This window comes from Pseudonocardia sp. HH130630-07 (genome assembly GCF_001698125.1).
Classification (GTDB): domain Bacteria; phylum Actinomycetota; class Actinomycetes; order Mycobacteriales; family Pseudonocardiaceae; genus Pseudonocardia.
This window is the reverse complement of sequence record NZ_CP013854.1, coordinates 405,779-431,946: the sequence shown is the minus strand read 5'-3', so window position 1 is coordinate 431,946 and position 26,168 is coordinate 405,779. Positions and strand designations below refer to the sequence as shown.

Sequence of the window (26,168 nt, the reverse complement as noted above, 5' to 3'; positions counted from 1 at the left end):
TCGGGTGTCCCCGAACGGCTCCGCAGGAGTGTGCATGTCCAGCCTTCCGACCTCCCGGCCGGTCGAACCCGTCATACCCGTGGCCCCGCCGGCCCTGGTCGCCGTGCTCGCCGCGGCCGGCATCGTCGTCTCGTTGCAGCAGACGGTGGTGGTCCCGCTCGTCCCGCTGTTCCCGGCCCTGCTCGGCGCGGACCCGGCGGACACCGCGTGGATCGTCACGGCGACCCTGCTGGCCGGCGCGGTGGCGGTCCCGGTGGTCGGCCGGTTCGCCGACATGGTCGGCAAGCGCCGGATGCTGCTCGTCTGCCTGTGCGTACTGGTCGCCGGTTCGGTCCTGTCCGCGCTGAGCACCTCGCTGGTCCCGCTGGTCGCCGGCCGGGCGTTGCAGGGGCTGGCGGCGGGCGTCGTCCCGCTGGGGATCAGCCTCATGCGTGACCTGCTGCCCGCCGGCCGGATCGGCTCGGCGACGGCGACGATGAGCGCCTCCCTGGGGGTGGGCGGCGCGCTGGGGCTGCCGCTGTCCGCGCTGGTCGTGCAGGTCGCGGACTGGCACGCACTGTTCTGGGCCGCCGCGGTGCTCGGCGCGGTCGTGACCGGACTCGTCCTCGCACTGGTCCCGGAGTCGCCGCAGCGGACCGGGGGGCGCTTCGACCTCCCGGGTGCACTGCTGCTGGCGGTGGCGCTGGTCGGGCTGCTGCTGGGGATCTCCAAGGGCGGTGACTGGGGCTGGGGGAGCGCACCGACGTGGACCCTGTTCGGCGTCGCCGCGGTGGCGCTGGCCGGGTTCGGCCTGCGGGAGCTGCGTACCCCGGACCCGTTGATCGACCTGCGGGTGAGCCGGCGCCGCCCGCTGCTGCTGACCAACATCGCCTCGGCGGTCTTCGGTTTCTCGATGTTCGCGATGTCGCTGGTCTTCCCGCAGCTGTTGCAGCTGCCCGCGGAGACCGGGTACGGGCTGGGCCGGTCGATCCTGGTCGCCGGCCTCGTCCTCGCCCCCGGCGGGCTCTGCATGATAGCGATGTCGCCGGTGTCGGCGCGGATCAGCGCCCGGTACGGGCCGCGGACCACGCTGATGGCCGGCGCGGTCGTCGTCGCGGCCGGGTACGGCATCGGCGCGACGCTGCACAGCGCGGTCTGGCACCTGGTCCTCAGCTCGATCGTGATCAGCGCGGGCATCGGCCTGGCCTACGGCGCGATGCCCGCGCTGGTGATGGCCGCCGTCCCGGTGACCCAGACGGCTGCGGCGAACAGCCTCAACAACCTGATGCGGGCGATCGGGCTCTCGACCGCCGGTGCCGTCGCCGGCGTCCTGCTCGCCCGGTTGACGACGACCGTGCCCGGCCTCGGCGTCGTCCCGGCCGAGTCGGCGTTCGAGCTGGTGATGCTGCTCGGCGCCGGATCGGCACTGGTGGCGATGGCCGTCACCGCCTGCATCCCCCGTCCCCGCGACCGAGCCGAGGCCACCCTGTGACGACCACCCGCGACACCCGTCCCGTCGAGCTGCGCCGCACCGGTTTCGGCCCCGCACCGGACGCCGAGGCGCTCCGGGCGGAGCCCGGTGTCGTCCGGGTCCCGACGCCGTTCGGCCCGTCCGCCTGGCTGCTGACCCGGCACGCCGACGTACGCCGGATGCTCGGTGACGCCGAGGTGTTCCGGAACGGATGGACCCCGGCGGACCTCGCGGACGGTCCGCGCCGCGATCCCCGGCAGCTCTCCGGCGACCGCAGCGGGAACCTGCTGTCCCTGGACCCGCCGGACCACACCCGGCTGCGCCGGTTGCTGACGCCCGAGTTCACCGTGCGCCGGATGCGGCGGCTGGAGCCGCGGATCGTCGAGATCGTCGACGACCACCTCGACGCGGTCGAGCGGCACGGCGAGCCGGCCGACCTGGTGTCGCTGTTCGCACTGCCGGTGCCGTCGCTGGTGATCTGCGAGCTGCTGGGCGTGCCGCCGTCCGACCAGGACGAGTTCCAGGCCCGTACCGCCCGGCAGCTGGACATGACCCTGTCCGAGGCGGACCGGACGGCGCTCGCCGCGGAGGCGCTGGCCTACATGCAGGACCTGGTCGCCAGGGCCAGGCGCGCGCCGGGCGAGGACCTGATCGGCATGCTGATCCGGGAGCACTCCGGCGCGATGACCGACGCCGAGCTCGTCGGCATCGCGAACCTGCTGCTCGTCGCCGGGCACGAGACGACGTCGAACATGCTGGCGCTCGGCACCCTCGCGCTGCTGCGCCACCCCGACCAGCTCGCCGTGGTGCGCGACGACCCCGGCGCCGTCCCGCCGGCGGTGGAGGAGCTGCTGCGCTGGATCTCGATCGTCAACTCGGGGTCGCCCCGGCTCGCCGCGAGCGACGTCGAGATCGGCGGCTCCCGGATCCGGGCCGGTGACCTGGTCCTGTTCAACCTCCCGGCCGCCAACCGGGACCCGGCCGTCACCGACGACCCGGACCGGTTCGACGTGACCCGGCGGGCCACCAACCACGTGGCCTTCGGGCACGGCATCCACCACTGAGCCTTTTTCAACCTGCCGTTCCGGCAGCTCAGGGGCCTGGTTGTGTGGGTGCAGACGCCGAGCTGGCGAGCCGGTGACCTGTGCAGCTGTGGTCAGAGCAGTTGCGCTGCAACCTTCGCGATCTCCTGACGCAGAAGCTCGCTGGTCAGGTTGAAAAAGGCTCACTGCCTCGGCGCCCCGCTCGCGCGGGCGGAGATGCGGGTGGCGTTCCCGGCGTTGCTGCGCCGCTTCCCCGGCCTGCGACCGGCCACCGGCACCGGCGACGTCGCGTGGGCGAGTGACAAGGCCATCTTCGGTCTGGAGGAGCTGCCGGTCGCCTGGTCCTGACTCCCGGCGCGGAACCGTGCGGCGGCCCCGGTGTCCGGGAATGCGATGAGATCTCCATCGTTCTTTTTTCCGGCCGGCGTTCCCGGGCGGGTGCGGGCACCGGATGCCTGCACGGCGCTGCCGTCGTATATCAGCACGTCACCAATGGTCTACAAAGGATGACGGCAAGTCGGAAAAGATTTCCGTGAATGAATGTAATCTTGCTCGGTACATGCAGATGCATTTGCAGCGGGTTAGTGAGCCTTTTTCAACCTGACCAGCGAGCTTCTGCGTCAGGAGATCGCGAAGGTTGCAGCGCAACTGCTCTGACCACAGCTGCACAGGTCACCGGCTCGCTAGCTCGGCGTCTGCACCCACACAACCAGGCCCCTGAGCTGCCGGAACGGCAGGTTGAAAAAGGCTCAGTGGTCTCCGTGGGGCTAGAGTGCTCGATTACCCATCCTGGGATGAACGAGCGAGGAGTCCGCTGTCATGGACACGACCAGTCAGAAGTTGGGCCGACTGATCGAGGAATACAAGGTCGCCACCGACCAGCCGGCATTGTCGCTCCGCAAGCTCGCCGAGCAGATGAAGGATGCCGGGTTCCCGGTGACACACCAGACCCTCGCCCTGGTAATGGCGGGGAAGTCCGTTCCCGGCGAGGTGACCCGGGCGATGCTGACGGAGTTCTTCGGGACGAATCCGTTCTACTTCGACCGGGTCGAGCCCCGCACCGCCGAGCTGCTCGGGCGGGTGGTGAAGCTGGACGAGACCGGTCACCGTGCGCTGGGGCGCCTGCTCGACGAGCTGGAGGCCGCCGGCCCGCAGGCCCGCCGTGACGACGCGTAGGCCCGGCCCGGCTCCCTCCGTCGTCGCTCGGAACGGAACCCTGTCGTCCATGAGTACGGACACCGTCGAGGACGTCATCGAGTTCGACGCCCGCTACCACGCCGATCCGGTCCGCTTCTGGGCCGAGCTGCGGCGGACGGGCCGGGTCCACCGGGCCCGGACGCCCGACGGGGCGCCGGTCTGGCTGGTGGTCGGTTACGAGGACTGCCGGGCGCTGGCGGCGGACCCGCGGCTGTCGGTCGACAAGCGACACGCCACCGACGGGTACGTCGGCCTGTCGCTCCCACCGGCGCTGGACCGCAACCTGCTCAACATGGACGGACCCGACCACGTCCGGCTCCGGCGGTTGCTGTCGGCCGGGTTCTCCCCGCGCCGCGTCGCCGGGATGCGGCCGCGGATCACCGCGATCGCCGAGGAGCTCGCATCCGGTCTGGCGACCACCCTGGTCGCGGAGGCGTCCTGCGACCTCGTCGGGACCTACGCCGCCCCGTTGTCGGTCCGGGTCATCGCCGAGCTGCTGGGTGTGCCGTGGGATCGCAGCCTGCAGTTCCGGGAGTGGACGACGGAGGTGCTGGCGCCGGCGGACCGGCACAGTGCCGCGCGGGCGGCGGGCCATCTGCACCGGTTCCTGATCGAGATGGTGGACCGGTCCCGCGCCGCGCCCGGTGACGACGTACTCGGAGACCTGGTGCGGGCGCGCGACGGGAGCGACGCGCTGTCGGAGGACGAGCTGGTCTCGGCGGCGTTCCTGCTGCTGTTCGCCGGCTTCGAGAACGTCACCTACGTGTGATGTCCATGGACGTTGTTCCAGGTTGAGCTGATGACGGCCTGTCGCTGAGACAGGCGAGGACCCCCGGTTGTGAAGTGGAGCTGTCTAGGAACCGCTTCACCAACCGGAGGCCCTTGTGACCCACGCTAACGCTGCGCTGACTCCGCGTGCCCGGCTACGGCTGGCCCGTCTGATCGCCGACCAGGACTGGACCTGCTCCACCGCGGCCAGAATGTTCATGGTCGCCCCTCGCACCGCCCGAAAGTGGGCTGACCGCTACCGCGCCGAGGGCCCGCCCGGGATGGTCGACCGCAGCTCCCGACCACGGTCGATGCCGGCCAAGACCCCGCCGAGGCTGGTGAAGCAGATCGTGCGACTGCGGTGGCACCACCGACTCGGACCAGTACAGATCGGCGGCCGACTCGCTCTCGCCGCCTCGACCGTGCACGCGGTCCTGCGCCGCTGCCGGATCAACCGGCTCTCCCACATCGACCGGGTCACCGGCGAGCCCCTACGCCGCTACGAACACCCACACCCCGGCTCGTTGATCCACGTCGACGTCACCAAGTTCGGCAACATCCCCGACGGAGGCGGACACCGCTTCGTCGGACGCCGACAAGGCGCCCTGAACAAGCGGTCCACTCCCGGACTGCCCAGGGGAACCGACTACAAGCCGCGCACCGGCAGAGCGTTCGTCCACACCGTCATCGACGACCACTCCCGCGTCGCCTACGCCGAGATCCACAGCGACGAGAAAGCCGACACCGCCACCGGTGTGCTACGCCGGGCCGTGGACTGGTTGAACGCCCGCGGCGTGACCGTCGAACGGGTCCTGTCCGACAACGGCAGCTGCTACCGCTCACACGCCTGGCGTGACACCTGCAGCGAACTGGGCATCACCCACAAGCGAACCCGGCCCTACCGGCCTCAGACCAACGGCAAGATCGAACGTTTCCACCGCACCCTCGCCGACGGGTGGGCATACGCCCGCTTCCACCCCTGCGAAACGGCTCGGCGAGACGCGCTCCCCGGCTGGCTGCACTTCTACAATCACCACCGGCCCCACAGCGCAACCAACGGCCTACCGCCGATCAGTCGCCTGACCAACCTGCCTGGACATCACACCTACGTCATCGGGAACGCGCTCGTCGCCTCCGCCGGACCGGACGGCGGCCTCGGGGCCCTGCGCACGGCCGTCCTGGATCCCGGGCGGGTGGGGGACACGATCGAGGAGCTGCTGCGGTTCGAGCCGCCCCCGCAGCTGTCGATCCGCCGGTTCGCCACCGAGGCGTTCACGGTCGGCGGCACGTCGATCGCACGGGGCGACACGGTCATGCTCGCCTGGGGGTCGGCCAACCGTGATCCCGCAGGTCCGTTCGCCGACCCGGACGTCATGCGGTTCGATCGGGCCCCGAACCGGCATCTCGGCCTCGGCCACGGCCCGCACGTGTGTCTCGGGGCGGTACTGGCGCGCGCCGAGCTCGAGATCGGGCTGGGCACACTCCTGCGACGCCTGCCCGGCCTGCGGGTCGCCGGCCCGGCCGAATGGCACGGGTCGTTCCGGAACCGGGGCGCGCGGGCACTGCCGGTGTCAGCGGACTAGGGCGTGTCTCCCAGATAGGCGGAGCGGGGTGCGCGATGCTTGATCGGTGCCGCGTACCGCTGTCCTGACTGATGTCCAGTGGGCCCGTCTGGCGCCGCTGTTGCCCTCCTCCGAGGGTCGTCGCGGGTGCCCGTTCCGCGATGACCGCCGGGTGCTCGAGGGGATCATCTACCGGTATCGGTGCGGGCTTCCCTGGCGCGACGTCCCAGCCGAGTTCGGGCCGTGGCAGACGTTGTGGAAGCGGCACCGCCGCTACAGCGGCGACGGCACCTGGGACCACATCCTGGCTGCTCTTCTGGTCGAGGCCGACGCCGCCGAGGTGCTCGGGTGGGCGGTCAGCGTGGACTCCACGATCATCCGTGCCCACCAGCACGCCGCGACCCTCAAGCGCGACATAGGGGGCCGGATCGAACTACACGAATCTGCTCGCCGAACCAGCAGATCACGCGCTGGGACGGTCCCGCGGAGGGCTGTCGACGAAGATCCACCAGCTCGTTGACGGGCACGGCCGCCCGCTGGTGGTCCTCCTCGGCCCCGGCCAGGGCGGCGACTCGCCAATGTTTCCGCACCTGATGGCGCGCCTGAGCATCGCCCGACCGGGCCCGGGACGACCCCGGACCCGGCCTGAACGCGTGCGCGCGGACAAGGCCTACTCCTCACGCGCGATCCGCCGGCACCTGCGCGAGCGCCGGATCATCGCTGTCATTCCGGAGCCCTCTGACCAGCAGGGACACCGCAAACGACGGGGCTCACGCGGTGGCCGACCGCCCGCATTCGATCCGGTCGACTACCGAAACCGCAACGTCGTCGAGTGCGGGTTCTGCCACGTCAAGCAGTGGCGCGGGCTGGCCACCCGTTACGACAAGCTCGCCCTGACCTTCCGCGGCGGCGCCGTCCTGAAGGCGATCGTCACCTGGCTCCGCGCATTGGGAGACACACCCTAGTCCCGCCGGCATGAGCCGGGCGCCGCAGGTCCGACCGTGGTCGGAGGCCCGGGATCCGTCCCGGCTCCGACGCGCCGGGACGGCCCCCGGCGGGAGGGTGCGGGTATGACGTCGACCGATCCGGCTGTCACGCCCGGCCGCCCCGCCCGCCCACCCGTCCGCCCGCCACACGAGGACCTGACGGCGGCGGCCACGACGCTGCCGGTGGTCGGCCCCGGCGGGGTGCGCGGCGCCGGTGCCCCGGCCGGCACCTCCCGGAGTTCCGGCCGCGGCGGTCGCGACGACCGCGAGGGTCGCGCGGCCCCGTGGCGGACCGGCCGGCGGCGTACCGGGGCGGGGACCCGCCTGATCGGCGTCGACGTCGCGCGTGGGCTCGCCGTCCTCGGGATGATCGTCGCGCACGTGGCGGCCGCGGACGCCTCGGCGCCGCTGTGGGGCCTGGTCAACGGACGTGCGGCGGTGTTGTTCGGGGTGCTCGGCGGGGTCTCGCTGGCGTTGACGGCGCGGTCCGCGCTGCGCACCGGTGAGCCCACGGACCGCGCGCGGCTGCGCCGCCGGGTCGCCGTGCGGGCGGTACTGCTGGTCGGGCTCGGGCTGCTGCTCGCCGAGGTGAGCAACGGGCCGATGGTCATCCTCGCCGTCTACGGGGTCGAGTTCCTGCTGGTGCTCCCGCTGCTGTTCGCCGGGCCGCGGACGCTCGCCCTGCTCGCGGCCGGGTGGGCCGTCGCCGGGCCGCTGCTCTCGTTCGGGCTGCGCACGGTGCTGCCCGGCCCCACGAACGACGAGGGCCAGCTCCTCATCGGCAACGTGCTGCACGCCGCGGACCTCGTGTCCCCGTCCGGGCTGGTGCGGGCGCTGGAGACGGTGCTGCTGTCCGGCGCCTACCCGGTGCTCACCTGGATGCCGTTCCTGCTGCTCGGCATGGCGATCGGCCGGCTCGACCTGGACGCGGTGGCCGGCCGGCTGCTGGCCGGGGGCCTGGTCGGGGCCACGATCGGGTACGGGGCATCATGGCTGGCCGTGAACGTACTCGGCGGTCGCCTACGGGCCGCGCTGGGCGGGCCCGGCCGCCGTCGTCCTGCTGCTGGCCGGCTCGGCCGGGCCGTTCCTCACCCTGCGCACGCTCCCGCCGCAGATCGGCTGGGCCGGGCTGGCGGCGATCAGCGGGGCCGCGGTCATGCTCTCCATCGCGGTGTGGCTCCTCGGCTCGCTGCGGCGGGCCTCCTTCCGGCACACCGCCGGCCTGCGCGAACGGGCCCGGCTGCTGGAGGCGAGCCGGCGCCAGGAGGTCCGGATCGAGCTGCTCGCCGAGCGGGCCCGGATCTCCCGGGAGGTGCACGACGTCGTCGCGCACTCGCTGTCCGGGATCATCGCCCAGGCCGACGGCGGACAGTTCGCCGCGCAGCGCGACCCGCAGAAGGCGGTCGACGTGCTGTCCGGGATCGCCGACACCGGCCGCGAGGCGCTCGCCGACGTCCGGGGCCTGCTGGAGATGCTGCGCGCCGTCAGCGACGCCACCGACGATCCCGGTGCCGACCACGCGGGCCGCCCGCAGCCGGGCACCGACGACGTCCCGGCGCTGGTCGAGCAGGTCCGTGCCGGTGGGCTCCGGGTGGAGCTGCGGGTCGTCGGGACGCCGCGGCCGGTGCCCACCGGGCCGGGGCTGACCGCCTACCGCGTCGTGCAGGAGGCGCTCACCAACGTCATCAAGCACGCCGGGCCGGCCGCGCCCACCGTCGTCACCCTGGAGTGGGGCGACGACGAGCTGACCGTCCGGGTCCGCGACGAGGGGGCCAGGGGCCCCGTCCCGCGGCCGCCCCGCGGCGGGCACGGACTGACCGGCATGCGGGAACGGGCCGCCCTGCACGGCGGCTCCGTCGAGACCGGGCCGCACCCCGACGGCGGCTGGTCCGTCCGGTTGCGGCTGCCGGTCGCCCCGGCGTCCCCGACCACACCCACCCGAGGAGAACGGTGAACCCTGTCCGGCTGATGCTGGTGGACGACCAGGAGCTCGTGCGCGCGGGCTTCGCGATGGTGCTCGACTCGTGCGACGACCTCACGGTCGTCGCCCAGGCCGGGGACGGCGAGCAGGCGCTCGCCGAGCTCGGCCGGACCCCGGTCGACGTCGTGCTGATGGACGTGCGCATGCCGCGCCTGGACGGCATCGAGACGACCCGGCGGGCACTCGCGACCCACCCCGACCTGAAGATCATCGTGCTCACGACGTTCGACCTCGACGAGTCGGTCACCGCCGCGATCGGGGCCGGGGCCAGCGGGTTCCTGCTCAAGGACGTCAAGCCCCAGGGCCTGATCGACGCGGTCCGCACCGTGCACGGCGGCGAGTCGGTGATCGACCCGGTCTCGACCCGCCGGCTGCTGCGGGCGACCGCCCCGCTGCTGTCCGCGCCGGAGCCGGCGGCCGCCGCACCGGACGCGCTGGCGGCGCTGGAGGACCTGACGCCGCGCGAACGGGAGGTGCTGACGCTCGTCGGCAGCGGCCGCTCCAACGCCGAGATCCAGCGGGACCTCGTCGTGTCCGAGGCGACGGTCAAGACCCACATCGGCCACCTGCTGGCCAAGACGCAGTCCCGGGACCGCGTGCAGCTGGTGGCGCTGGCGTTCCGGGCGGGGCTGGTGAACTGACCCCGGCGGCGGCCGCATACCGTCCGTGGTCGTGCACTGGTGGAGCCGTGAGTTCGCCCGGCAGGGGCTCGCCCTGGTGCCGACGCCGCTGTACCTGTTCGTCCCGGCGGCGACGCCGGTGCGGCTCCTGGTGTTCTGGGACCTCTACGCCGTCGGGTACCTGCTGCTCACCCTGCTGGCCTACGCCCGGCGCGAGCCCGCCGAGCTGCGCCGGATGGCCGTCGCCTCCCGGCGCGGCACCGGTGTGCGGCGGTTGCTCGGGGTCTCCCCGGGACAGCTCTCGCAGGCGGCCGCGACCGTCGCGCTGATGGCGACGGTCTCGGTGATGCCGCGGGCGGGGGAGTTCGGGCTGCCCGGGGACGTCGTGCTCGCGATCTGTGTCGTCGCGGTGGTCACCGCCTGGCTGACCCTGCAGGTCGGCTTCGCCGTCGTCTACCTGGGGCGGTGGGCGGCCGAGGGCGGCCTGGACTTCCCCGGTCACGAGGCGCCCGTGTTCACCGATCTCCTCTACTTCTCGGTCGCGGTGGGGACGTCGTTCGGGACCACCGACGTCGTGGTCACCCGGCGGAGCATGCGGCGCACCGTCCTGGTGCACGGCATGCTCGCGTTCCTGTTCAACGCGTTGATCATCGCCGGGTCGGTCTCGATCTTCAGCTCGCTGGCCGGCTGACCGCCTCCCGGAGCCCGGGAACAGTCCGTAGCCAGCCGATGACCGGCCGTCATAGTGCGTCGGCCGGTCGTCCCGTCCCGGCGCGCCGGACCCGCGCCGGACCAGCGCGGGGACGTCGGTATCGTCGGAGCCGGACGGCGGGGTGCGCGCCGTCGGGGACACGTGAGCGGGAGACGAGGTGGGGTGCGTGCGCGTCCTGTCCGCGCTGCTGCTCCTGCTGGTCGGACTCGTGGTCTGCGCCGGGCCGGCCGCGGCGGGCCCGGACCACCACCCGGCCGCGACGGGCACCGCGGCCGGATCGGTCGAGGCCGGCGTCCTCGGTGCGGCCCACTGCCCGTACCAGCCGCCGATGATGCTGCACGCGGGCGATGCGGACCAGGTCCCGCGCCGCGACGAGGACGACCCGTCGCCCCCGGTCGGGCCCCCGGCGACCCCGGTCGCGGTCGCCGCCGCCGGGCATCCGGACGTCGGGCCGGCACCCCCTCCGGACCGGGTGCTCCTCGCCCCGTCCCCGGTCGAGCAGCTCTGCGTGGACCGGAACTGACGACGGCGATCGGCCCGCGCCCGTACCCGTCACCCGGCCCCCGCCGGATCCCGTGGAGGAGCCCTCCCGCATGACCCGCAACGTCAAGATCTCCCTGTTCGTCGTCGGCGCGTTCGCGTTGCTGGTGGCGGCCCTGCTGTTCGCCACCCGTCCCGACGCCCCGTCCACCGGCCCCGGTGGTGCCGCGTCCCCGGAGGCGCTCGCCCCGCCGGAGGCGGCCCGGCTGAACGACAACCCCGGCGCCCCGGTGAAGCTCGTCGAGTTCCTCGACTTCCAGTGCCCGGGCTGCGCCCAGCTGCAGCCGTTCATGAGCCAGCTCGTCGCGCAGTACGGCGACCGGGTGGACTTCGTGGTCCGCGACTTCCCGCTGGAGATGCACGCCAACTCCGAGCCGTCCGCCGTCGCGGCGGAGGCGGCACACCGGCAGGGCCGGTTCGTCGCGATGTACGAGCGGCTGTTCCAGACCCAGCAGAACTGGGCCGGGTCGGCGGACGCGGCCACGGTCTTCCGTGGCTACGCTCAGGACCTCGGCCTGGACATGGCGGCGTACGACGCCGCGGTCGCCGACCCGGCGACCCTCGACGCGGTGCGGGCCGACCAGGCGGCCGGCGAGGCCGCCGGGGTCGGCGGCACCCCGGCGATCTTCGTGAACGGCGAGCTGGTGGAGGTGGACTCGGTGCAGGACATCACCGACGCCCTGGACGCGGCGGTGGCCCCGTGACGGCGGCCGCACCGACCGAGGAGTTCGACCGCATCACCGTGGGGAGCGGCCCGGACCGTCCGGTCCCGGGCCCGCTGCCGCGGGTGCTGCCCTGGCTGCTGGTCGTCGGCGGGGCGCTCGGGCTGCTGTCCGCGTTCGTCCTCACCGTCGAGCGCATCGCCATCCTGCAGGACCCGAGCTACACGCCCTCGTGCAGCATCAACCCGGTGCTGTCCTGCGGGTCGGTGATGACGACCGAGCAGGCCGCGTTCTTCGGGTTCCCGAACCCGCTGCTCGGCATCGGCGCGTTCGCCGTCGTCGTGACCACCGGCGCCGCGGTCCTCGCGGGCGTGCGGTTCCCGGCCTGGTGGTGGGCCGGCCTGACCGCGGGGGCGGCGCTCGGCGTGGTGTTCGTGCACTACCTGATCGTGCAGAGTCTCTACGACATCGGCGCGCTCTGCCCGTACTGCATGGTCGTCTGGGCCGTCACGATCCCGATCTTCTGGTACTCCGCGCTCGCGGCACTGGACAGCAGCGGCGCCGCCCGCGGGCTCTACCAGGGGCTCCGCCAGTACCACGCGGTGCCGGTGGTCCTCTGGTACGTCGTGATCATCGGGCTGGCCCTGCAGCGGTTCTGGGACTACTGGTCCAGCCTGCTCTGAGACCCGTCCCCGTCGGGGCGGCCCGGCTGCTGTGCGGCCGGGTCGCCCGGCTCCTCCTTCGCCGACAGCTCCGAGCGCAGGATCCGGCTCGACCGGCCCACCGAGCGGGCCAGGTCGGGGAGCTTCTTCGCGCCGAACAGCAGCACGAACACGAGCAGCACGATCATCAGCTGCATCGGGGTGGGTGCGGTCATCGCGCACCGTCCTCTCCGGCCGGGGCGATCCCCAGCACGTGTCGCAGGTAGAGCGGCCGCGTCGCGGCCACGCACAGCAGGAACGGCGGCACCACGGCCGCCAGCAGCGGCCACACCGCGGGCGGCGGCGCGACCATCCCGAACACCGGCGCGATCCCGGTGAACGGCACCAGCACCCCGACGGCGACGACGGCGGTGACGGTCAGCAGCACCGGCCGGGCGGGGCGCCCGGCGCGGGTACGGAGCAGCAGCAGGACCAGGACCTGGGAGAGCACGCCCTCGACGAACCAGACGGCCTGGAACACCGCCTGCTCCTCCGGGGTGTCCAGGCCGAGGAACCGCCACACGGCCCAGAACGTGACCAGGTCGAACACCGACGACAGCGGCCCCAGGACCAGCATGAACCGCAGCATGCCGCGGGTGTCCCAGGTACGCGGCCGGGCCGTCCAGCCGGGCTCGACCCGGTCGAACGGCAGGGCGAGCGCGGCCACGCCGAACAGCACGCCCTGCAGCACCAGCTGCGCGGGCAGCAGCGGCAGGAACGGCAGCACGGCCGACGCGACGACGACCGACAGCGCGTTGCCGAGGTTGAGCGCCGCGGTCACGGTCAGGTAGCGGGTCGCGCGCCCGAGCGTCCGGCGCCCCTCGGCGACCGCGGCCCCGACGACGTCCGGTCCCCGGCCGGTCAGGACGATGTCCGCGGCCGCCCGGGCCGCGGGGACGGCCCCGTCGACGGCGATGCCGACGTCGGCGGTGCGCAGTGCCCCGACGTCGTTGACACCGTCGCCGAGCACCCCGACGGTGTGCCCGCCCGCCTGCAGCGCCGACACCACCCGTTCCTTCTGCAGGGGTCCGAGCCGGGCGAACACCGTGGTCCGGTGCAGCTCCCCGGCGAGCGCACGGTCGTCGAGCCGGTCCAGGGCCGGGCCGTCCAGGACACCGTCGACCTCGATGCCGGCCCGGGCGCAGACCTGCTCGGCGACCGCCGGGTCGTCGCCGGTCAGCACGACCACCGCGACGCCCTGGTCCCGGAACCGGGCGACCGCACCGGCCGCCGACTCCCGGACCGGGTCGAGCAGCCCGACGAACCCGAGCAGCAGCAGGTCGCGCTCCGGCTCCGGGTCGTGCGCCCCGCACCGGCGGGTGGCGACGGCGACGACCCGCATGCCGCGTGCCCGGTGCTCCTCGGCCGTGCGCGCCGCCCTCCGGCGCAGCTCCGGGCCGAGCGGCTCCGTACCGCCGGCCCGGACGACCCGGTCGCAGCGCGGCAGCACGGTGTCCGGGTCGCCGCGGACGACGACCAGCTCGCCCGGTTCGGAGGCGTCGCGCAGGACGACGGCGGCCCGCCGCCGCTCGTGGTCGAACGGCAGCTCGGCGACCCGGTCGAGCAGACCGTGGGCCAGCAGCGCAGCACCCTCCGGGGCGGCGCCCGCGAGACCGTCGTCCAGGCCGTCGCGGGGGGTGGACTGGAACCGGACCGCGACGGCCGCGGCCTCGCCGGGGCCGGGATCACCGACGCCGTCGACGTCGACGGAGTGGGTGAACACGACCCGGTCCTCGGTGAGCGTGCCGGTCTTGTCCAGGCACGCGACGTCGACGGCGGCGAGGTCGTGCAGGGCGTCCGGGCGGGTCACCAGCACCCCGGCGGCCCGCAACCGGGTGGCGCCGCGCAGCAGCGTGGTGCCGACGATCAGCGGGAGCAGCTCGGGCGCGAGCCCGACGGTGACGGCCACGGCGAACAGCAGCGCCTGCTGCAGGTCCCCGGAGACGGCGCCGTTCACGACGAGCACCAGCGGCGCGGCGAGCAGCATGCACCGCACCAGCGCCCAGCTCACCGCCCGCACGCCGCGGTCGACGGTGGACGACGGCCGCGGCCGGTGCGCCCGCTCGGCGAGCTCGGCGGCGTGCGTGCGGGGACCGGTCGCGAGCACGACGGCGGTGACCTCGCCCCGGGTGACGGTGCTGCCCGCGAGCAGCAGCGACGCGGCCCCGATGACGCCCGGCGGCCCCGCGTGCCCGGCCGGTGGCGGGTGCTTCGGCACCGGGAGCAGCGCACCGGACAGCGACGACTGGTCCACCAGGACGTCGGTGCCGCGCAGCACCCTGGCGTCGGCGGGCACCGGGTCACCGGCGCTCAGGAGCAGGACGTCGCCGGGCACCAGATCGGCCGGCGGGATCTCGCTGTCCCGCGGCGCGGAGCCCGCTGCCGGGCGGCGGCGCACCGTCACGGTGGTGCCGGCCCGGATGCGCAGCTCCCGGGTGGTGCGGTCGAGGGTGATCTCGTGCCAGAGCCGCAGGCCGACGCCGAGCGCGGCGATCACCAGCACGACCGCGGCGCTCGCGATGCCGTCGGCGACGGCGAGCAGGACGCCGAGCGCCGCCGTCAGCCCGGCGAACGGGCCGGCGAGCGCCCGGCGCAGCTGCTCGGCCCGGCCCGGGCGCCGGGCGGGTCCCGCGACGTTCTCGCCGTGCTCGGCCAGCCGCAGCGCCGCCGCGTCCTCGGTGAGCCCCCGGCGGGACGTCTCCAGGCCGCGGAGCAGGGCGAACACGTCGGCGTCCGCGGCGCGGTGCAGGGCGGCCGCGCCGGGGACGGGCGCCCGGTCCGGGTCCGGCGTCGGCGGGTCCGCGGCGGTGCGGCCCGCCTCGGTCGTCCGATCCATCGCTCTCCCCGGTGCCCGGTCCCTCCTCCGGGACCCGCCCGGTACGGTAACAGTTGCGTAAGTGGTGCAACTGTTACGGAGGCCCGGTGGACGACGAGCTCCTCGATCCGGAGCTGCTGGCCGACTCGGCCGCGGCGTTCGGGATGCTCGCCGCCACCTCCCGGCTGCAGATCGTCTGGTTGCTGACGGCCGGTCCGCGTGACGTCGGCACCCTCGCCACGGCGCTCGGCCAGCCGGTCGCCGCCGTCAGCCAGCACCTCGCGAAGCTGAAGCTCGCCGGGCTGGTCCGGGCCCGTCGCGACGGGCGGCACCAGATCTACGTGATCGCCGACCCGGGCGTGGTCGACGTCGTGCGCGGTGTGGTCGGTGCGCAGCGCGACCGCCGGCGGGGGCTGCCGGACCCGGACGCGGGCCGGGCCCGGGGGAGCGCGTGAGCCCGCCGCCCCGCGGGCGCGGCCGGCCGGGCAGGCGGGTGCCGGGTGCCGCGCCGGGGACGCCGTCGCGCCCCGGTCCGGGGCGGGGTACCCCGGTGTCGGCCGCCGCCCGGACGACCCCGCTCGCCCCGGTCGGTGCCGTACCGCCGTGGCCGCGTTCCGCGGAACGCGACCCGGCCCGCCCGGAACACGATCCGGCCCGGCCGGGGCGCGGGCCCCGTGACCGGGCGCCGCGCTGGGTCGCGGCGCTGTCGGCGACGGTGCTCGTCCTCACCGGTGCCGGGTGGGCGGTCTCCGGCAGCGGCCCGGTCACCGCGGACGTCGTCGGGGACACCGTCGCCGACGGCGCCACCGACATCCTGCTGGTCGGCAGCGACTCCCGGGTGGACGCCCGCGGTCGTCCGCTGCCCCGCGACGTCCTGGACGCACTGGACGCCGGCGACGCCGACGGGCAGGCCAACACGGACACGCTGATGCTGGTCCGGATCCCGGACGACCCGGCGCTCGGCGCGTCCGCCGTGTCGATCCTGCGCGACGCCTGGGTCGAGGTGCCCGGCCTGGGCATGCACAAGATCAATTCGGCGTTCGCCCGCGGCGCGGCGACCGCCCGGCCCGGGCTGCTCCGGCAGGGGCTGACCGGGCCGGACCTGGAGCGCGAGTCGGCCGCGGCCGGGAGCCGGACGCTGCTGGCGACCGTCGAGCGCCTGACCGGGGTCTCGGTCGACCACTACGCCCAGGTGAACCTGGCCGGCTTCGCCGACGTCACCCGCGCGCTCGGCGGGGTCCCGGTCTGCCTGCGCGAACCGGTCAGCGACCGGTACTCCGGCGCCGACTTCGCGGCCGGGCCGCAGACCGTCGAGGGCGTCGAGGCGCTGCGGTTCGTCCGCCAGCGGCACGGTCTGCCGAACGGCGACCTGGACCGGGTCCGCCGCCAGCAGGCGTTCCTCGCCGGGCTGACGCACCGGCTGCTCGCGGCCGGGACGCTGACCGACCCGACGGCCGTCGCCGGTCTGCTGCGGGCGGTGGACGGCGCCGTCGTGCTCGACCAGGGGTGGGACCTCGCGTCGATGGTCGCGCACGCGAGCGCCCTGCGGGCCGACCGCGTCGAGTTCCGGACGATCCCCACCGGGCGCCTCGACTACCGCACCGGTTCCGAGGGGGTCGCGGTGCAGGTCGACCCGGGCGAGGTGGGCACGTTCCTGGCCGGGCTGGCCGACGGGTCCGCCGGTCCGGAACCCGCGCCCGCCGCGGCGCCGGTCGGTGGCGGAGGTGGCGCCGGGACCGCACCGGCCGGCGCCCCGGACCCGGACGGGGCCGCCGCACCGCGTGGTGACCCGCTCCCGGCGCCGCCGCCCCCCCCGCCGATCTGACCGCCGACGGCGTGCCCTGCGTGGACTGAGCAGGCACCCGCCCGAGCCGAGGAGCTCACCATCACCGAGATCATCGCGTGGCTGACCGCCGTACCCGTCTGGGTGGTGGTGCTGGTCGCCGGGCTGGCCACCCTCGGCGAGACGACGATCGGCGTCGGGCTCCTGCTGCCCGGCGAGACGGTCCTGGTCGCCGCCGCCATGGCCGTCCCCGACCCGATGGCGGCGGTCCTGGTGACCGTGGTCGTCGCGGTCGCGGCGACCAGCGGGGACACGATCGGTTACCTGGTCGGACGGCGGTTCGGCCCGCGCCTGCGGGAGTCCCGGCTGATCGGGCGGATGGGTCGCGACACCTGGGACTCCGCGGCCGGCACGCTGCGCCGGCACGGCTCCTGGGCGGTGCTCGGCGCCCGGTTCCTGCCGGTGGTCCGCACGATGACCCCGGCGGCCGCGGGTGCGTCCGGGCTGCCGGTGCACCGGTTCCTGCCGGCCGCGGCGGTCGGGGCGACGGTGTGGGCGGCGATGCACGTGACGGCGGGCTACCTGCTCCGGGAGGCGGCCGAGCGCTTCGAGCACGCGTTCGGGGTGCTGGGCTGGGCGGTGCTCGGCGTCGTCGCGCTGGTCGCCGTGATCGCCTGGCGGGTACGCCGGCGCCGCGCCGCCGGGCGGACGGCGGCGCAGGGCGCGACCACGACCGGCCGGCCCGGCTGAAGGAGCGTAGGGTCGAACCGGTCCGACGCGTAGAGCCACCTGCGCGTGCCCGCCCCGAGCGAGCACGATCAGGAGACTTCTGTTGCGCATCGCCATCGTCCGAACCCCCGAAGCGCCCCGGGACTGCGGGACCGGTCTCGTGGCCGCCGCTCTCGCGGCCGCCGGCCACCGGGTCCGGGTGATCACCGACCGCCCGGACGATCCCGATCTGGTCGCGCCCGCCGGTGGACCCGGGTCGCTGCACGTCGAGTCGTCGGACCCGGCGGCCCTCGGCCGGACCGGGGATCCGCCCGACCTCGTGCACGCGATCGGCACGGCCGCCGCCCGTGCGGTGTCCGGCGCCGGCGTGCCGGTCGTGCTCGCGCTCCCGCCGCAGCTGCGCGCCCCGGCCTCCGACGCGGACGTCGTCGCGGGTGCGGCCCGGGTCCTGGCCGGCAGCGAGGACCAGCACACCGAGCTGCTGCGGTACGGGGTACCCCGCGCGTCGCTGCGCACCGTTCCGGCCTGCGTCGACACCGACGTCTTCACCCCGGACGGCCCGGCGCTGCGCCGCGGGGACGGCGCGCGGATCGTCACGGCCGGCCCGCTGGGCACCGGTGCGGGGGCCGGCGCCGCGGTCCGGGCCCTGGCCAGGGTGCCGTCCGCGGAGCTGCTCGTCGGGGGCGGCAGCTCCGCCGCCGACGACCCGGACCGGGCCCGGCTGTTCACCGTGGCCCGCGACCTCGGGGTCGAGCGGCGGGTGCGCTTCCTCGGGCCGGTCGGCTCCGGCGTGCTGCCGCGGCTGCTGCGGTCGGCCGACGTCGTCGTCGCGGCGCCCGGGTACGACACCGGGATCGGCACGGTGCTGCAGGCCATGGCGTGCTCGCGGCCGGTGGTCGTGTCGGCCGTCGGTGCGCTGCGCGACGCCGTCGTCGACCGGGTCACCGGGGTGCACGTTCGTCCCGGCCGGCCGGACGACCTGGGTGCCGCGGTGCGCGACGTGCTCACCGACGACGCGTTCCGGACCGGGCTCGGCATCGCCGGCCGGGACCGGGCGGTGTCGCGGTTCGGCCGGGTCCGGCTCGCGGAGGCGCTGACCGCGGTCTACGCCGAGCTGCTGGGGACCCCGGTCGCCGTGGCCGACCTCGACGAGCCGGAGGAGCAGGGTCAGGTCGTCGCCGCGGGCTGACCGGGACCGATCAGGTCCCACCGGTTGCCGGCGACGTCGAGGAAGACGGCGACCCGGCCGTACGGTTCGGCGCGGGGTCCGGAGACGAACCGGACCCCGGCTGCGGTCATCCGGGCGTGCTCCCGGTCGAAGCTGTCGACCTGCAGGAACAGGCCGACCCGGCCGGCGAACTGGTGCCCGACGGCCGCCCGCTGCTCCGCGGAGTCGGCGCGGGCGAGCAGCAGCCCCGTCTGCGCGCCGGGCGGCCGGACGACGACCCAGCGCTTGGGCCGCCCGTCCGTCGTGGTGGCGGGGGAGTCCTCGGCCAGGTCGAAGCCGAGGGCGCCGGTGAAGAAGGCGATCGCCTCGTCGTAGTCGTGGACGAGCAGGGCCGAGTGCTGCAGGTGGGCCATGCGCCGAGGATCCCCACCCGTCCTCGCCCCGTCGACCGGCGGGAGGGGAGTGGCGGTCGCGGCCCGTGTTGTTCACCAACTGATCGGTAACTACGTTGGACCCCTCACGACGCCGCGGCACCGCGGGCGGTCCGAACGGGGGTTCCATGGCGGCGACGGGCGGGCCGGACGAGGCGCGGGGAACGGGCCCGGCGGTGGTCATCGCCCAGTCCCGCTCGCTCACCGAGCGGGCCATCCTGCGGCGGTGGGCCGAGGAGCGGCATCCCGGCGCCGTCCTGGTCGCCACCACCGACCGGCCGGACGTCCCGGCGTCGCTCGGGGCCGCCCTGCAGGGGGAGCCGGACACGGTGGTCGTCCCGGCCCGGGTCACCTGGGTGACACCCGAGCCCGAGGACGCGGGGCCGGTGCGCAAGCTCACCGGGCTCGCGACCACCGCCGTCATGCGGATGGCCTGGTCACCGCTGCACCCCTCGATGGCCCGGCACCGCCCGGACGCCGCGCGCGTGGTGGCCGGCGAGGCCGCGACCGTCGCCGAGCTGGTGTCCCGGTTCGTCGACCAGGAGAACGGCCGCCCCGGCTCGGACGGCTTCACCCGCTTCGTCGCCCGGCAGGCCGTCCTGGCCTGTGACCGGGCCGAGCGCCGGATCCTCGGCGACCGGTACAAGGTGCCGCGCCGGATGGTCGAGCAGATCACCTCCTCGACCCGGTTCCCGGCGCTCGTCGAGCGCGTCGCCGCCGCCACCGGCCGGCCGGGACCCGAGGTCGAGCGGGAGCTCGGGTCGTGCCTGCACGAGATGGCCGCGGTGCAGAGCCCGCCGGCGATCGACGTGTTCCGGGCGATGATGGGCCCGATGCACACGAAGGCCTGGGACGTCCGGGTCGACGAGTCCGGCCTGGAACGGCTGCGCGAGCTCAACCGGGAGCACGCGCTGGTGTTCCTGCCCAGCCACCGCTCTTACGCCGATCCACTGCTGTTCGCCGAGGTGCTGCACGAGCGCAACTTCCCGCGCAACCACGTGCTGGGCGGCAACAACCTGTCGTTCTGGCCGATGGGGGCGCTCGGCCGCCGGGCCGGGGTGGTGTTCATCCGGCGCAGCTTCGGCGGCGACACCGTCTACAAGGCGGCGATGCAGGAGTACCTGGGTCATCTGCTGGCCAAGCGGTTCAACCTGGAGTGGTACCTGGAGGGCGGGCGGAGCCGGACCGGCAAGCTGCGCAAGCCCCGCATCGGCCTGCTGCGCTACCTGGTCGCGGCGCTGGAGGACCGGCCGGGCACCGACGCCGTCCTGGTGCCGGTGTCGATCGCCTACGACCAGCTGCACGAGGTCGGCGCGATGGCCGCCGAGCAGCGCGGCGGGACGAAGAAGGCAGAGGGCCTCGGCTGGCTGTACGGCTACTTCCGTGACCAGCGCCGGCACATCGGCTCCGCCCGGGTCCGGTTCGCCGAGCCGATCGGGCTGCGCGCCGCGCTCGCCGACGCGGGGGAGGGCCCCGCGCAGCTGGACAAGGTCGCGTTCCGGGTCTGCGCCGGGATCAACCGGGTCACCCCGGCGACGGCGACCTCGCTGGCGACGTTCGCGCTGCTCTCGGCCCGGGACCGGGCACTGACCCTGCAGCAGGTGCGCGAGGTCGTCGCCCCGCTGGCCGACTACCTGGAGGCGGGCGGGGTGCCGGTCCCGGTGGCCGAGCTGCGCACCCGGCACGGCCTGCGGATGACGCTGGACCGGCTGGCCGAGGCGGGCGTGGTCACCATCCACTCGGCCGGGACCGAGCCGGTGTTCGCGATCAGCCCCGGCCGCCACCACGTCGCCGCCTTCTACCGCAACGGCACGCTGCACCATCTGCTCAACCGCGCCCTGCTGGAGGTGGCGCTGCTGCGGGTCGGCGACGCCGCGGACTCCGCGGGCACCGACGACCTCGTCGAGGTGGCGTGGCGCGAGCTCGCCCGCCTGCGCGACCTGCTCAAGTTCGAGTTCTTCTTCTCCACCCGCCGCGAGTTCCGCGAGGAGATCCGCCGTGAGCTGGACCTGGTGGACCCGGACTGGCGCGACCTCGACGCCGCACCCGCCGACGTCCGTGCCACCCTGCGCCGGGCCCCGCTGCTGGTCGCGCCGGGGGTGCTGCGCTCGTTCCTCGACGCGCAGCTCGTCGTCGCCGACCGGCTCGCCGCCCTCGGCGACGCGGCGCTCACCGAGGAGGGGCCGTTCGTGGAGGAGTGCCTCGGGGTGGGCGGTCAGATGCTGCTGCAGCACCGGCTCGACCGGGCGGACTCGGTGTCGCGCGAGCTCTACACGACCGCGGTGCGCCAGGCCGAGAACCGCGGTCTGCTCGGGACGGGCGACGGCGGCGACGGCCTCGCGCCGCTGGACGAACGGCGGGCGGCCTGGCGGGACGAGGTCACCGCGGTGATCGATGATCTCGGCCGGCTGGCGCAGCTGCAGCGGGCCCGGCTCGCCGTCGTGCTCGGATCCGACACCGACGCGGCCCGGTCGGCGGATCCGGTGCCGTCCGCACCGGCCGTCACACCCGGCGGCGCGGCACCGGCACGTGCGGAGGGGGACAGCGGTGTCGCGAGCTGAACGGGCGGAGCGGTTGGCGGCGGTCCGGGACGCCCCGCCGGGGCCGGGGACGATCGCCTACTTCGACTACGACGGCACCGTCATCGACGGGTACTCGGCGGGTGCCTTCTACCGCAGGCGGCTGCGCGAGTTCGACGTCGGCCCGGTGGAGATGGTGCGAACCGTGCTGTCCGGCATGCGCGGCATCCGCACCGACGACGACTTCAAGGAGTTCCTCGCGATCACGCTCGCGACCTGGAAGGGCCGCAGCGAGGACGAGCTGCACGAGCTGGGCCGGACGCTGTTCCGCGAGGAGATCGCCGGTGCGCTGCACCCCGAGGTGTGGGAGCTGGTCGCGGCGCACCGGGAGCAGGGGCACGAGATCGTGATGGCCTCCTCGGCGACCCGGTTCCAGGTGCAGCCGATGGCGACCGAGCTCGGCGCCGACCGGGTGCTGTGCACCGAGCTGGAGGTCTCCGGCGGCGTCCTCACCGGCCGGGTCGCCGGGATCTCGCTGTGGGGCGCCGGGAAGGCGGCGGCGGTCCGGGCCGACGCGCACGCCCGGGGCGCCGATCTCGCCGGGTGTTTCGGCTACGCCAACGGCACCGAGGACGCGGAGTTCCTCTCCGCCGTCGGCCGTCCGGTCGCCGTCTCGCCGACCGACTCGCTGCGCCGGCTGGCGGCCGAGCGGGGCTGGCCGGTGCTGGACTGCGCCCCGCGTGGCGGGCTGTTCCCGGGGGTCTCCGACGTCGCCCGCACCGCCGTCTTCTACGGCGGCATGGCCGGCGGGCTGGCCGCGGCGGCCGGGGCGGGCCTGCTGCACGGGTCCCGCCGCCGGTTCGTGGACATGGCGGCCTCGGTGGGCTCGGACGTCGCGTTCGGGCTGGCCGGGATCGACGTCGAGGTGACCGGGGCCGAGCACCTGGTCACCGCCCGGCCGTGCGTGTTCGTGTTCAACCACCAGTCCAAGTTCGACGTGCCGATCCTGATGAAGCTGCTCCGTGACGGCTTCACCGGTGTCGCGAAGGCCGAGGCGGCCCGGATCCCGCTGTGGGGGCAGCTGTTCCAGATCGCCGACGTCGCCTTCGTCGAGCGGGGCGACACCCGCCAGGCCAGGGCGGCGTTGCAGCCGGCGGTGGACAAACTGCGCGACGAGGGCATCTCGCTGGCCATCGCGCCGGAGGGCACCCGGTCGCCGACGCCACGGCTGGGCCGGTTCAAGAAGGGTGCCTTCCACATCGCGATGCAGGCGCAGGTCCCGGTCGTGCCGATCGTCATCCGCAACGCCGGCGAGATCATGTGGCGCGGCGCGCAGACCCTGCGCGGCGGCAAGGTGCAGGTGGCCGTGCAGCCGCCGGTCGACACCACGCACTGGGTCGCCGAGGACGCCGGGAAGCACGCCGAACAGATCCGCGAGCTGTTCCTGGACACCCTGACGCACTGGCCGGAGGCGGGTTCGGATGAGTGACACACCGCTGTCCTGGGGTTCGGTCCGGGAGATGTCGCCGTTCGAGGTGATGATGTGGCGGGCCGAGGCCGACGACCCGCGCTACCGGTCGCCGGTGCTCGCGGTCGAGGTCCTCGACGCCCGCCCGGAGTGGGACCGGCTGGTCGCCGCCGTCGACTGGGCGTCGCGGATGGTGCCGCGGTTCCGGGAGCGGGTCCGGGCACCGCTGGGCGGGCTCGGCACCCCCTACTGGATCAACGACCTCGAGTTCGACCTGCACTACCACCTGCGACGCGTGCGGATCCCCGGCTCCGGCCCCGGGTTCTGGGGCGAGCTGGGCCCGATCGCCGAGCAGTTCGCGATGACCCCGTTCGACCGGGCCCGCCCGCCCTGGGAGGCGATGCTGGTCGAGGGCCTGCCCGGCGGCCGGTCGGCGTTCCTGCTGAAGCTGCACCACGTGCTGACCGACGGCATGGGCGCGGTCCAGCTGCTCTCCCAGCTGCACAGCGGGACCCGCGAGCACGATCCGGCCAAGCCGCAGCCGGCGGCACCGGCGACCGAGGCACCCGACCCGCTCGCCGAGGTCGACCGGCTGGTCCGGCGCGAGGCGGGACTGGTGCCGTCGGCCGCCCGGATGGCCCGCGACGTCCTGGGCGCGCTCGGCAACCCGCTCGCGGCGGCCCGGGACACCGCCCGCTACGTGGACTCCGCGGTGCGGGTGCTGTCCCCGCCGCCCGGCGGCGCGTCGGAGCTGCTGCGCCCGCGCGGGCTGTCCTGGCGGTTCGCCGCGCTCGACGTCGGATTCGCCGAGCTGCGGGCGGCCGGGAAGTCGGTCGACGGCTCGTTCAACGACGCCTACGTCGCGGCCCTGCTCGGCGGGTTCCGCCTCTACCACGAGCGGATGGGCCGCCCGGTGGCCGCGGACGCCGTCCTGCGCACCTCGGTGCCGGTCTCGGTACGCCGCGACGACGACACCGCGGGTGGCAACCGGTGGGCCCCGGCCCGGCTGGCCGGGCCGATGGGCGTGACCGACCCGGCGGAGCGGGTGCGCCGGGTCGGCGAGCAGATGCGCCGGGCCCGCCGGGAACCGGCGCTGGAGAGCCCGGACGTCGTCGCCCCGCTGCTCGCCCGGCTGCCCGGGCCGCTGCTGACCCTGGTCGCGGGCGGGTCGACGGCCGGCAACGACCTGCAGGCGTCGAACATCCCCGGGCTGCGCGCCCGGGCGTACCTGTGCGGGGCCCGGATCGAGCGCGTCTACCCGTTCGCGCCGCTGCCCGGCTGCGCGGCGATGATCTCGCTCGTCACGCACGGCGACACGTGCTGTGTCGGCGCGAACCTCGACGCCGCCGCGATCACCGACCGGCGGCTGTTCACCGACTGCCTGGCCGAGGGCTTCGGCGAGGTGCTGGCACTGGCCCCGGAGGGTTCCGGCGGCTCCGGCGGCGCGGAGGTGGTGATCGTGGAGTGACCGCGTTCCATCGGGGCGGCTCGGGCGAGCCGCTGCTCCTGCTGCACGGCGTGACGTCGTCGTGGCGGGCCTGGGAGCCGCTGCTCCCGCTGCTGGAGCAGCACCACGACGTGTGGGCGGTGACGATGCCCGGCCACCGCGGCGGGCCCCCGCTGCCCGAGGGTGAGTTCTCCATCGACGTCATGGTCGACGCGCTGATCGCCCAGCTCGACGAGCTCGGGATCGACGAGCGGCCGCACGTGGTGGGCAACTCGCTCGGCGGCTGGGCCGCGCTGGAGCTGGCCCGGCGCGGCCGGGCCCGGTCGGTCGTCGCGTTGTCCCCGGCCGGGGCCTGGGCGCTGCCGAAGGACCTCTACCGGCTGCTGGCGACGTTCCGGGTCGGCGCGTTGCTGGCCGGGTGGGCGCCGGTGCGCCGGCTGGCCGCGTGCGGGCTGGTCCGGCGCCTGCTGCTGCTGACGCTGGCCGAGCGGGCGGACCGCTACACCGCCGAGGACGTCGACGTGCTGTTCGACGATCTCGCGGAGTGCACCGTGCTCGATCCGCTGCTGTCCGCGGCCGCCATGGACACCGCGATCGCCCCGTTCGACGGGCTGCCCTGCCCGATCCGGATCGCCTGGTCCGGCTCGGACCGCACGATCCCGTTCGCCCGTTACGGCCGCCCGCTGATGGAGGCCGTGCCCGGCGCCGAGCTCGTGGTGCTGCCCGGCGTCGGGCACGTCCCGATGGTCGACAACCCGGCACTGGTGGCCTGGACGATCCTGCAGCACACGCGGTACGAGGTGGCCTCCTAGCTGCTGGGCGGCTGCTGGGCCGACCCGGCCGCGTCCAGGATCGAGGACAGCGCGTCGACGATCGTGGTCTCCAGGCGCCCGGCGTCGGCGCCGAGCCCGGTGAGCAGGCCGTCGGATCCCTCCTGCTCCAGCAGCGCCAGCAGCACGTGCTCGGTGCCGACGTAGTTGTGCCCCAGGCGCAGCGCCTGGCGGAACGACAGTTCCAGGGCCTTCTTGGCCGCGGCGTCGAACGGGACGAGGGCCGGGACGTCCTCCGCGGCGCCGGGCAGCGCGGCGATCGCGGCGGCCCGCATCCGGTCCGCCGTCACGCCCTCGCGGCCGAGCAGCACGACGGCGAGCGACTCGGGCTCGGACAGCAGGCCCAGCACCAGGTGCGCCGGGGTGATCGTGGCGTTCGAGGCGTCCCGGGCCGCGTTCTGCGCGCCGATCACGATGTTGCGGGCGCGCGGGGTGAACCGCTCGAAGCCGTGCTGATCGCCCGGATCCTTCGGCACGAAGCGCTTCTGGGCCGCCTGCTTGGACACGCCCATGCTCTGGCCGATCGCGGTCCAGGACGCTCCGGAGCGGCGGGCCCGGTCCACGAAGTGGCCGATCAGGTGGTCGGCCACCTCGCCGAGGTGGTCCCCGGCGAGTACGGCGCCGGAGAGCTGCTCCAGCGGGTCGTCGTGGACCTTCGTGATGGCGGTGATGAGGTCGTCGAGCCGGACGGTGCCGTCGACGGGAAGTGGTGAGGTCATGTCGTCAACCGTAAGTTGACGATCCGCAAACGTCAAC

General features: G+C 74.7%; 24 protein-coding genes and 4 pseudogenes. 23 read left to right on the top strand and 5 right to left on the bottom strand.

Going from position 1 to position 26,168, the window contains the following annotated elements; translation table 11 throughout:
* Positions 1–34: 34 nt before the first annotated feature.
* From AFB00_RS02080 to AFB00_RS35935, 9 genes and pseudogenes are all read left to right on the top strand, one after another.
* Positions 35–1,471, top strand: coding sequence for an MFS transporter (locus tag AFB00_RS02080; protein ID WP_068795797.1), 1,437 nt, complete (start codon positions 35–37; stop codon positions 1,469–1,471).
* Positions 1,468–2,514 carry a cytochrome P450 gene (locus AFB00_RS02075; RefSeq protein WP_083275196.1) on the top strand — a complete coding sequence of 349 codons (1,047 nt, stop codon included), beginning with the start codon at positions 1,468–1,470 and terminating at the stop codon, positions 2,512–2,514. The genes AFB00_RS02080 and AFB00_RS02075 overlap by 4 nt, the downstream gene beginning before the upstream one ends.
* Before the next feature lie 162 nt (positions 2,515–2,676).
* Positions 2,677–2,841 (top strand): annotated as a pseudogene (locus tag AFB00_RS32885) (cytochrome P450); the annotation flags it as partial.
* Positions 2,842–3,312: 471 nt separating this feature from the next.
* The gene (locus AFB00_RS02070) at positions 3,313–3,669 is read left to right on the top strand and encodes a hypothetical protein (protein ID WP_068795796.1); all 357 of its coding nucleotides are present in this window, start codon (positions 3,313–3,315) and stop codon (positions 3,667–3,669) included.
* A gap of 49 nt (positions 3,670–3,718) precedes the next feature.
* Positions 3,719–4,459: a cytochrome P450 gene (locus tag AFB00_RS02065; protein ID WP_068795795.1), complete on the top strand. Its 741-nt coding sequence runs from the start codon at positions 3,719–3,721 to the stop codon at positions 4,457–4,459.
* 115 nt (positions 4,460–4,574) lie between these two features.
* Positions 4,575–5,564 (top strand): annotated as a pseudogene (locus AFB00_RS31225) (IS481 family transposase); the annotation flags it as partial.
* A gap of 87 nt (positions 5,565–5,651) precedes the next feature.
* Positions 5,652–6,041 (top strand): cytochrome P450, encoded by a 390-nt coding sequence (locus AFB00_RS34495; RefSeq protein WP_231974525.1) that lies wholly within the window; start codon positions 5,652–5,654, stop codon positions 6,039–6,041.
* Between the two features lie 46 nt (positions 6,042–6,087).
* Positions 6,088–6,985, top strand: a pseudogene (locus tag AFB00_RS31220) (IS5 family transposase).
* A 105-nt stretch (positions 6,986–7,090) separates the two neighbouring features.
* Positions 7,091–7,867 (top strand): annotated as a pseudogene (locus tag AFB00_RS35935) (hypothetical protein); the annotation flags it as partial.
* Positions 7,868–8,026: 159 nt separating this feature from the next.
* Here the strand turns inward: AFB00_RS35935 and AFB00_RS32875 are convergent.
* Entirely contained in the window at positions 8,027–8,173 is a 147-nt protein-coding gene (locus AFB00_RS32875; RefSeq protein WP_156819332.1) for a hypothetical protein, read from the bottom strand.
* Between AFB00_RS32875 and AFB00_RS02045 the strand changes: the two genes are divergently transcribed.
* The 6 genes from AFB00_RS02045 to AFB00_RS02020 all read left to right on the top strand — a co-directional run bounded on the left by AFB00_RS02045 (position 8,163) and on the right by AFB00_RS02020 (position 12,204).
* Complete coding sequence (locus tag AFB00_RS02045) at positions 8,163–8,960, top strand: sensor histidine kinase (RefSeq protein ID WP_068795793.1); 798 nt, start codon at positions 8,163–8,165, stop codon at positions 8,958–8,960. The two genes, AFB00_RS32875 and AFB00_RS02045, sit on opposite strands and share 11 nt — an antisense overlap.
* The gene (locus AFB00_RS02040) at positions 8,957–9,628 is read left to right on the top strand and encodes a response regulator transcription factor (RefSeq protein WP_231974168.1); all 672 of its coding nucleotides are present in this window, start codon (positions 8,957–8,959) and stop codon (positions 9,626–9,628) included. Before AFB00_RS02045 ends, AFB00_RS02040 begins: the two co-directional genes overlap by 4 nt.
* Before the next feature lie 31 nt (positions 9,629–9,659).
* Positions 9,660–10,298, top strand: coding sequence for a DUF1345 domain-containing protein (locus tag AFB00_RS02035; protein WP_197519721.1), 639 nt, complete (start codon positions 9,660–9,662; stop codon positions 10,296–10,298).
* A gap of 187 nt (positions 10,299–10,485) precedes the next feature.
* The gene (locus AFB00_RS02030; protein WP_068795791.1) at positions 10,486–10,842 is read left to right on the top strand and encodes a hypothetical protein; all 357 of its coding nucleotides are present in this window, start codon (positions 10,486–10,488) and stop codon (positions 10,840–10,842) included.
* Positions 10,843–10,912: 70 nt separating this feature from the next.
* Positions 10,913–11,563, top strand: a complete 651-nt coding sequence (locus AFB00_RS02025) for a DsbA family protein (protein WP_068795790.1) — start codon at positions 10,913–10,915, stop codon at positions 11,561–11,563.
* Complete coding sequence (locus AFB00_RS02020) at positions 11,560–12,204, top strand: vitamin K epoxide reductase family protein (RefSeq protein ID WP_083275193.1); 645 nt, start codon at positions 11,560–11,562, stop codon at positions 12,202–12,204. The genes AFB00_RS02025 and AFB00_RS02020 overlap by 4 nt, the downstream gene beginning before the upstream one ends.
* Here AFB00_RS02020 and AFB00_RS02015 read toward each other — a convergent pair.
* Positions 12,183–12,398, bottom strand: a complete 216-nt coding sequence (locus AFB00_RS02015; protein ID WP_083275192.1) for a twin-arginine translocase TatA/TatE family subunit — start codon at positions 12,396–12,398, stop codon at positions 12,183–12,185. The genes AFB00_RS02020 and AFB00_RS02015 overlap by 22 nt on opposite strands.
* Positions 12,395–15,058, bottom strand: coding sequence for a magnesium-translocating P-type ATPase (gene mgtA, locus AFB00_RS02010; RefSeq protein ID WP_083275191.1), 2,664 nt, complete (start codon positions 15,056–15,058; stop codon positions 12,395–12,397). Before mgtA ends, AFB00_RS02015 begins: the two co-directional genes overlap by 4 nt.
* A gap of 86 nt (positions 15,059–15,144) precedes the next feature.
* On the opposite strand from mgtA, the gene AFB00_RS02005 reads away from it, so the two are divergent.
* From AFB00_RS02005 to AFB00_RS01990, 4 genes are all read left to right on the top strand, one after another.
* Entirely contained in the window at positions 15,145–15,492 is a 348-nt protein-coding gene (locus AFB00_RS02005) for an ArsR/SmtB family transcription factor (protein ID WP_068795789.1), read from the top strand.
* Positions 15,489–16,862, top strand: coding sequence for an LCP family protein (locus AFB00_RS02000; RefSeq protein WP_156819331.1), 1,374 nt, complete (start codon positions 15,489–15,491; stop codon positions 16,860–16,862). The genes AFB00_RS02005 and AFB00_RS02000 overlap by 4 nt, the downstream gene beginning before the upstream one ends.
* 102 nt (positions 16,863–16,964) lie before the next feature.
* Positions 16,965–17,570 carry a DedA family protein gene (locus tag AFB00_RS01995; RefSeq protein ID WP_231974166.1) on the top strand — a complete coding sequence of 202 codons (606 nt, stop codon included), beginning with the start codon at positions 16,965–16,967 and terminating at the stop codon, positions 17,568–17,570.
* Between the two features lie 139 nt (positions 17,571–17,709).
* Entirely contained in the window at positions 17,710–18,738 is a 1,029-nt protein-coding gene (locus AFB00_RS01990; protein WP_068795786.1) for a glycosyltransferase family 4 protein, read from the top strand.
* Here AFB00_RS01990 and AFB00_RS01985 read toward each other — a convergent pair.
* The gene (locus tag AFB00_RS01985) at positions 18,717–19,130 is read right to left on the bottom strand and encodes a VOC family protein (protein WP_068795785.1); all 414 of its coding nucleotides are present in this window, start codon (positions 19,128–19,130) and stop codon (positions 18,717–18,719) included. The two genes, AFB00_RS01990 and AFB00_RS01985, sit on opposite strands and share 22 nt — an antisense overlap.
* Before the next feature lie 146 nt (positions 19,131–19,276).
* On the opposite strand from AFB00_RS01985, the gene AFB00_RS34490 reads away from it, so the two are divergent.
* From AFB00_RS34490 to AFB00_RS01965, 4 genes are read left to right on the top strand one after another with little or no spacing between them, the layout of a single operon-like run.
* Positions 19,277–21,709, top strand: a complete 2,433-nt coding sequence (locus tag AFB00_RS34490) for a glycerol-3-phosphate 1-O-acyltransferase (protein WP_068795784.1) — start codon at positions 19,277–19,279, stop codon at positions 21,707–21,709.
* Positions 21,696–23,156: an HAD-IB family hydrolase gene (locus AFB00_RS01975; protein WP_068795783.1), complete on the top strand. Its 1,461-nt coding sequence runs from the start codon at positions 21,696–21,698 to the stop codon at positions 23,154–23,156. The genes AFB00_RS34490 and AFB00_RS01975 overlap by 14 nt, the downstream gene beginning before the upstream one ends.
* Positions 23,149–24,603, top strand: a complete 1,455-nt coding sequence (locus AFB00_RS01970) for a wax ester/triacylglycerol synthase domain-containing protein (protein WP_068795782.1) — start codon at positions 23,149–23,151, stop codon at positions 24,601–24,603. The genes AFB00_RS01975 and AFB00_RS01970 overlap by 8 nt, the downstream gene beginning before the upstream one ends.
* Positions 24,600–25,394 (top strand): alpha/beta fold hydrolase, encoded by a 795-nt coding sequence (locus tag AFB00_RS01965; protein ID WP_068795781.1) that lies wholly within the window; start codon positions 24,600–24,602, stop codon positions 25,392–25,394. The genes AFB00_RS01970 and AFB00_RS01965 overlap by 4 nt, the downstream gene beginning before the upstream one ends.
* Here AFB00_RS01965 and AFB00_RS01960 read toward each other — a convergent pair.
* Positions 25,391–26,131 carry a Clp protease N-terminal domain-containing protein gene (locus tag AFB00_RS01960; protein ID WP_068795780.1) on the bottom strand — a complete coding sequence of 247 codons (741 nt, stop codon included), beginning with the start codon at positions 26,129–26,131 and terminating at the stop codon, positions 25,391–25,393. The two genes, AFB00_RS01965 and AFB00_RS01960, sit on opposite strands and share 4 nt — an antisense overlap.
* Positions 26,132–26,168: the final 37 nt, after the last annotated feature.

Bases quoted from the DNA above. Each gene is read 5' to 3' on its own strand.
- AFB00_RS02065 (WP_068795795.1), top strand. From the start codon at position 3,719: ATGAGTACGGACACCGTCGAGGACGTCATCGAGTTCGACGCCCGCTAC.
- AFB00_RS02070 (WP_068795796.1), top strand. From the start codon at position 3,313: ATGGACACGACCAGTCAGAAGTTGGGCCGACTGATCGAGGAATACAAG.
- AFB00_RS32875 (WP_156819332.1), bottom strand. From the start codon at position 8,173: ATGGAGAGCATGACCGCGGCCCCGCTGATCGCCGCCAGCCCGGCCCAG.
- AFB00_RS02025 (WP_068795790.1), top strand. From the start codon at position 10,913: ATGACCCGCAACGTCAAGATCTCCCTGTTCGTCGTCGGCGCGTTCGCG.
- mgtA (WP_083275191.1), bottom strand. From the start codon at position 15,058: ATGGATCGGACGACCGAGGCGGGCCGCACCGCCGCGGACCCGCCGACG.
- AFB00_RS01970 (WP_068795782.1), top strand. From the start codon at position 23,149: ATGAGTGACACACCGCTGTCCTGGGGTTCGGTCCGGGAGATGTCGCCG.
- AFB00_RS02080 (WP_068795797.1), top strand. From the start codon at position 35: ATGTCCAGCCTTCCGACCTCCCGGCCGGTCGAACCCGTCATACCCGTG.
- AFB00_RS02015 (WP_083275192.1), bottom strand. From the start codon at position 12,398: ATGACCGCACCCACCCCGATGCAGCTGATGATCGTGCTGCTCGTGTTC.
- AFB00_RS01960 (WP_068795780.1), bottom strand. From the start codon at position 26,131: ATGACCTCACCACTTCCCGTCGACGGCACCGTCCGGCTCGACGACCTC.
- AFB00_RS01985 (WP_068795785.1), bottom strand. From the start codon at position 19,130: ATGGCCCACCTGCAGCACTCGGCCCTGCTCGTCCACGACTACGACGAG.
- AFB00_RS34490 (WP_068795784.1), top strand. From the start codon at position 19,277: ATGGCGGCGACGGGCGGGCCGGACGAGGCGCGGGGAACGGGCCCGGCG.
- AFB00_RS02045 (WP_068795793.1), top strand. From the start codon at position 8,163: ATGCTCTCCATCGCGGTGTGGCTCCTCGGCTCGCTGCGGCGGGCCTCC.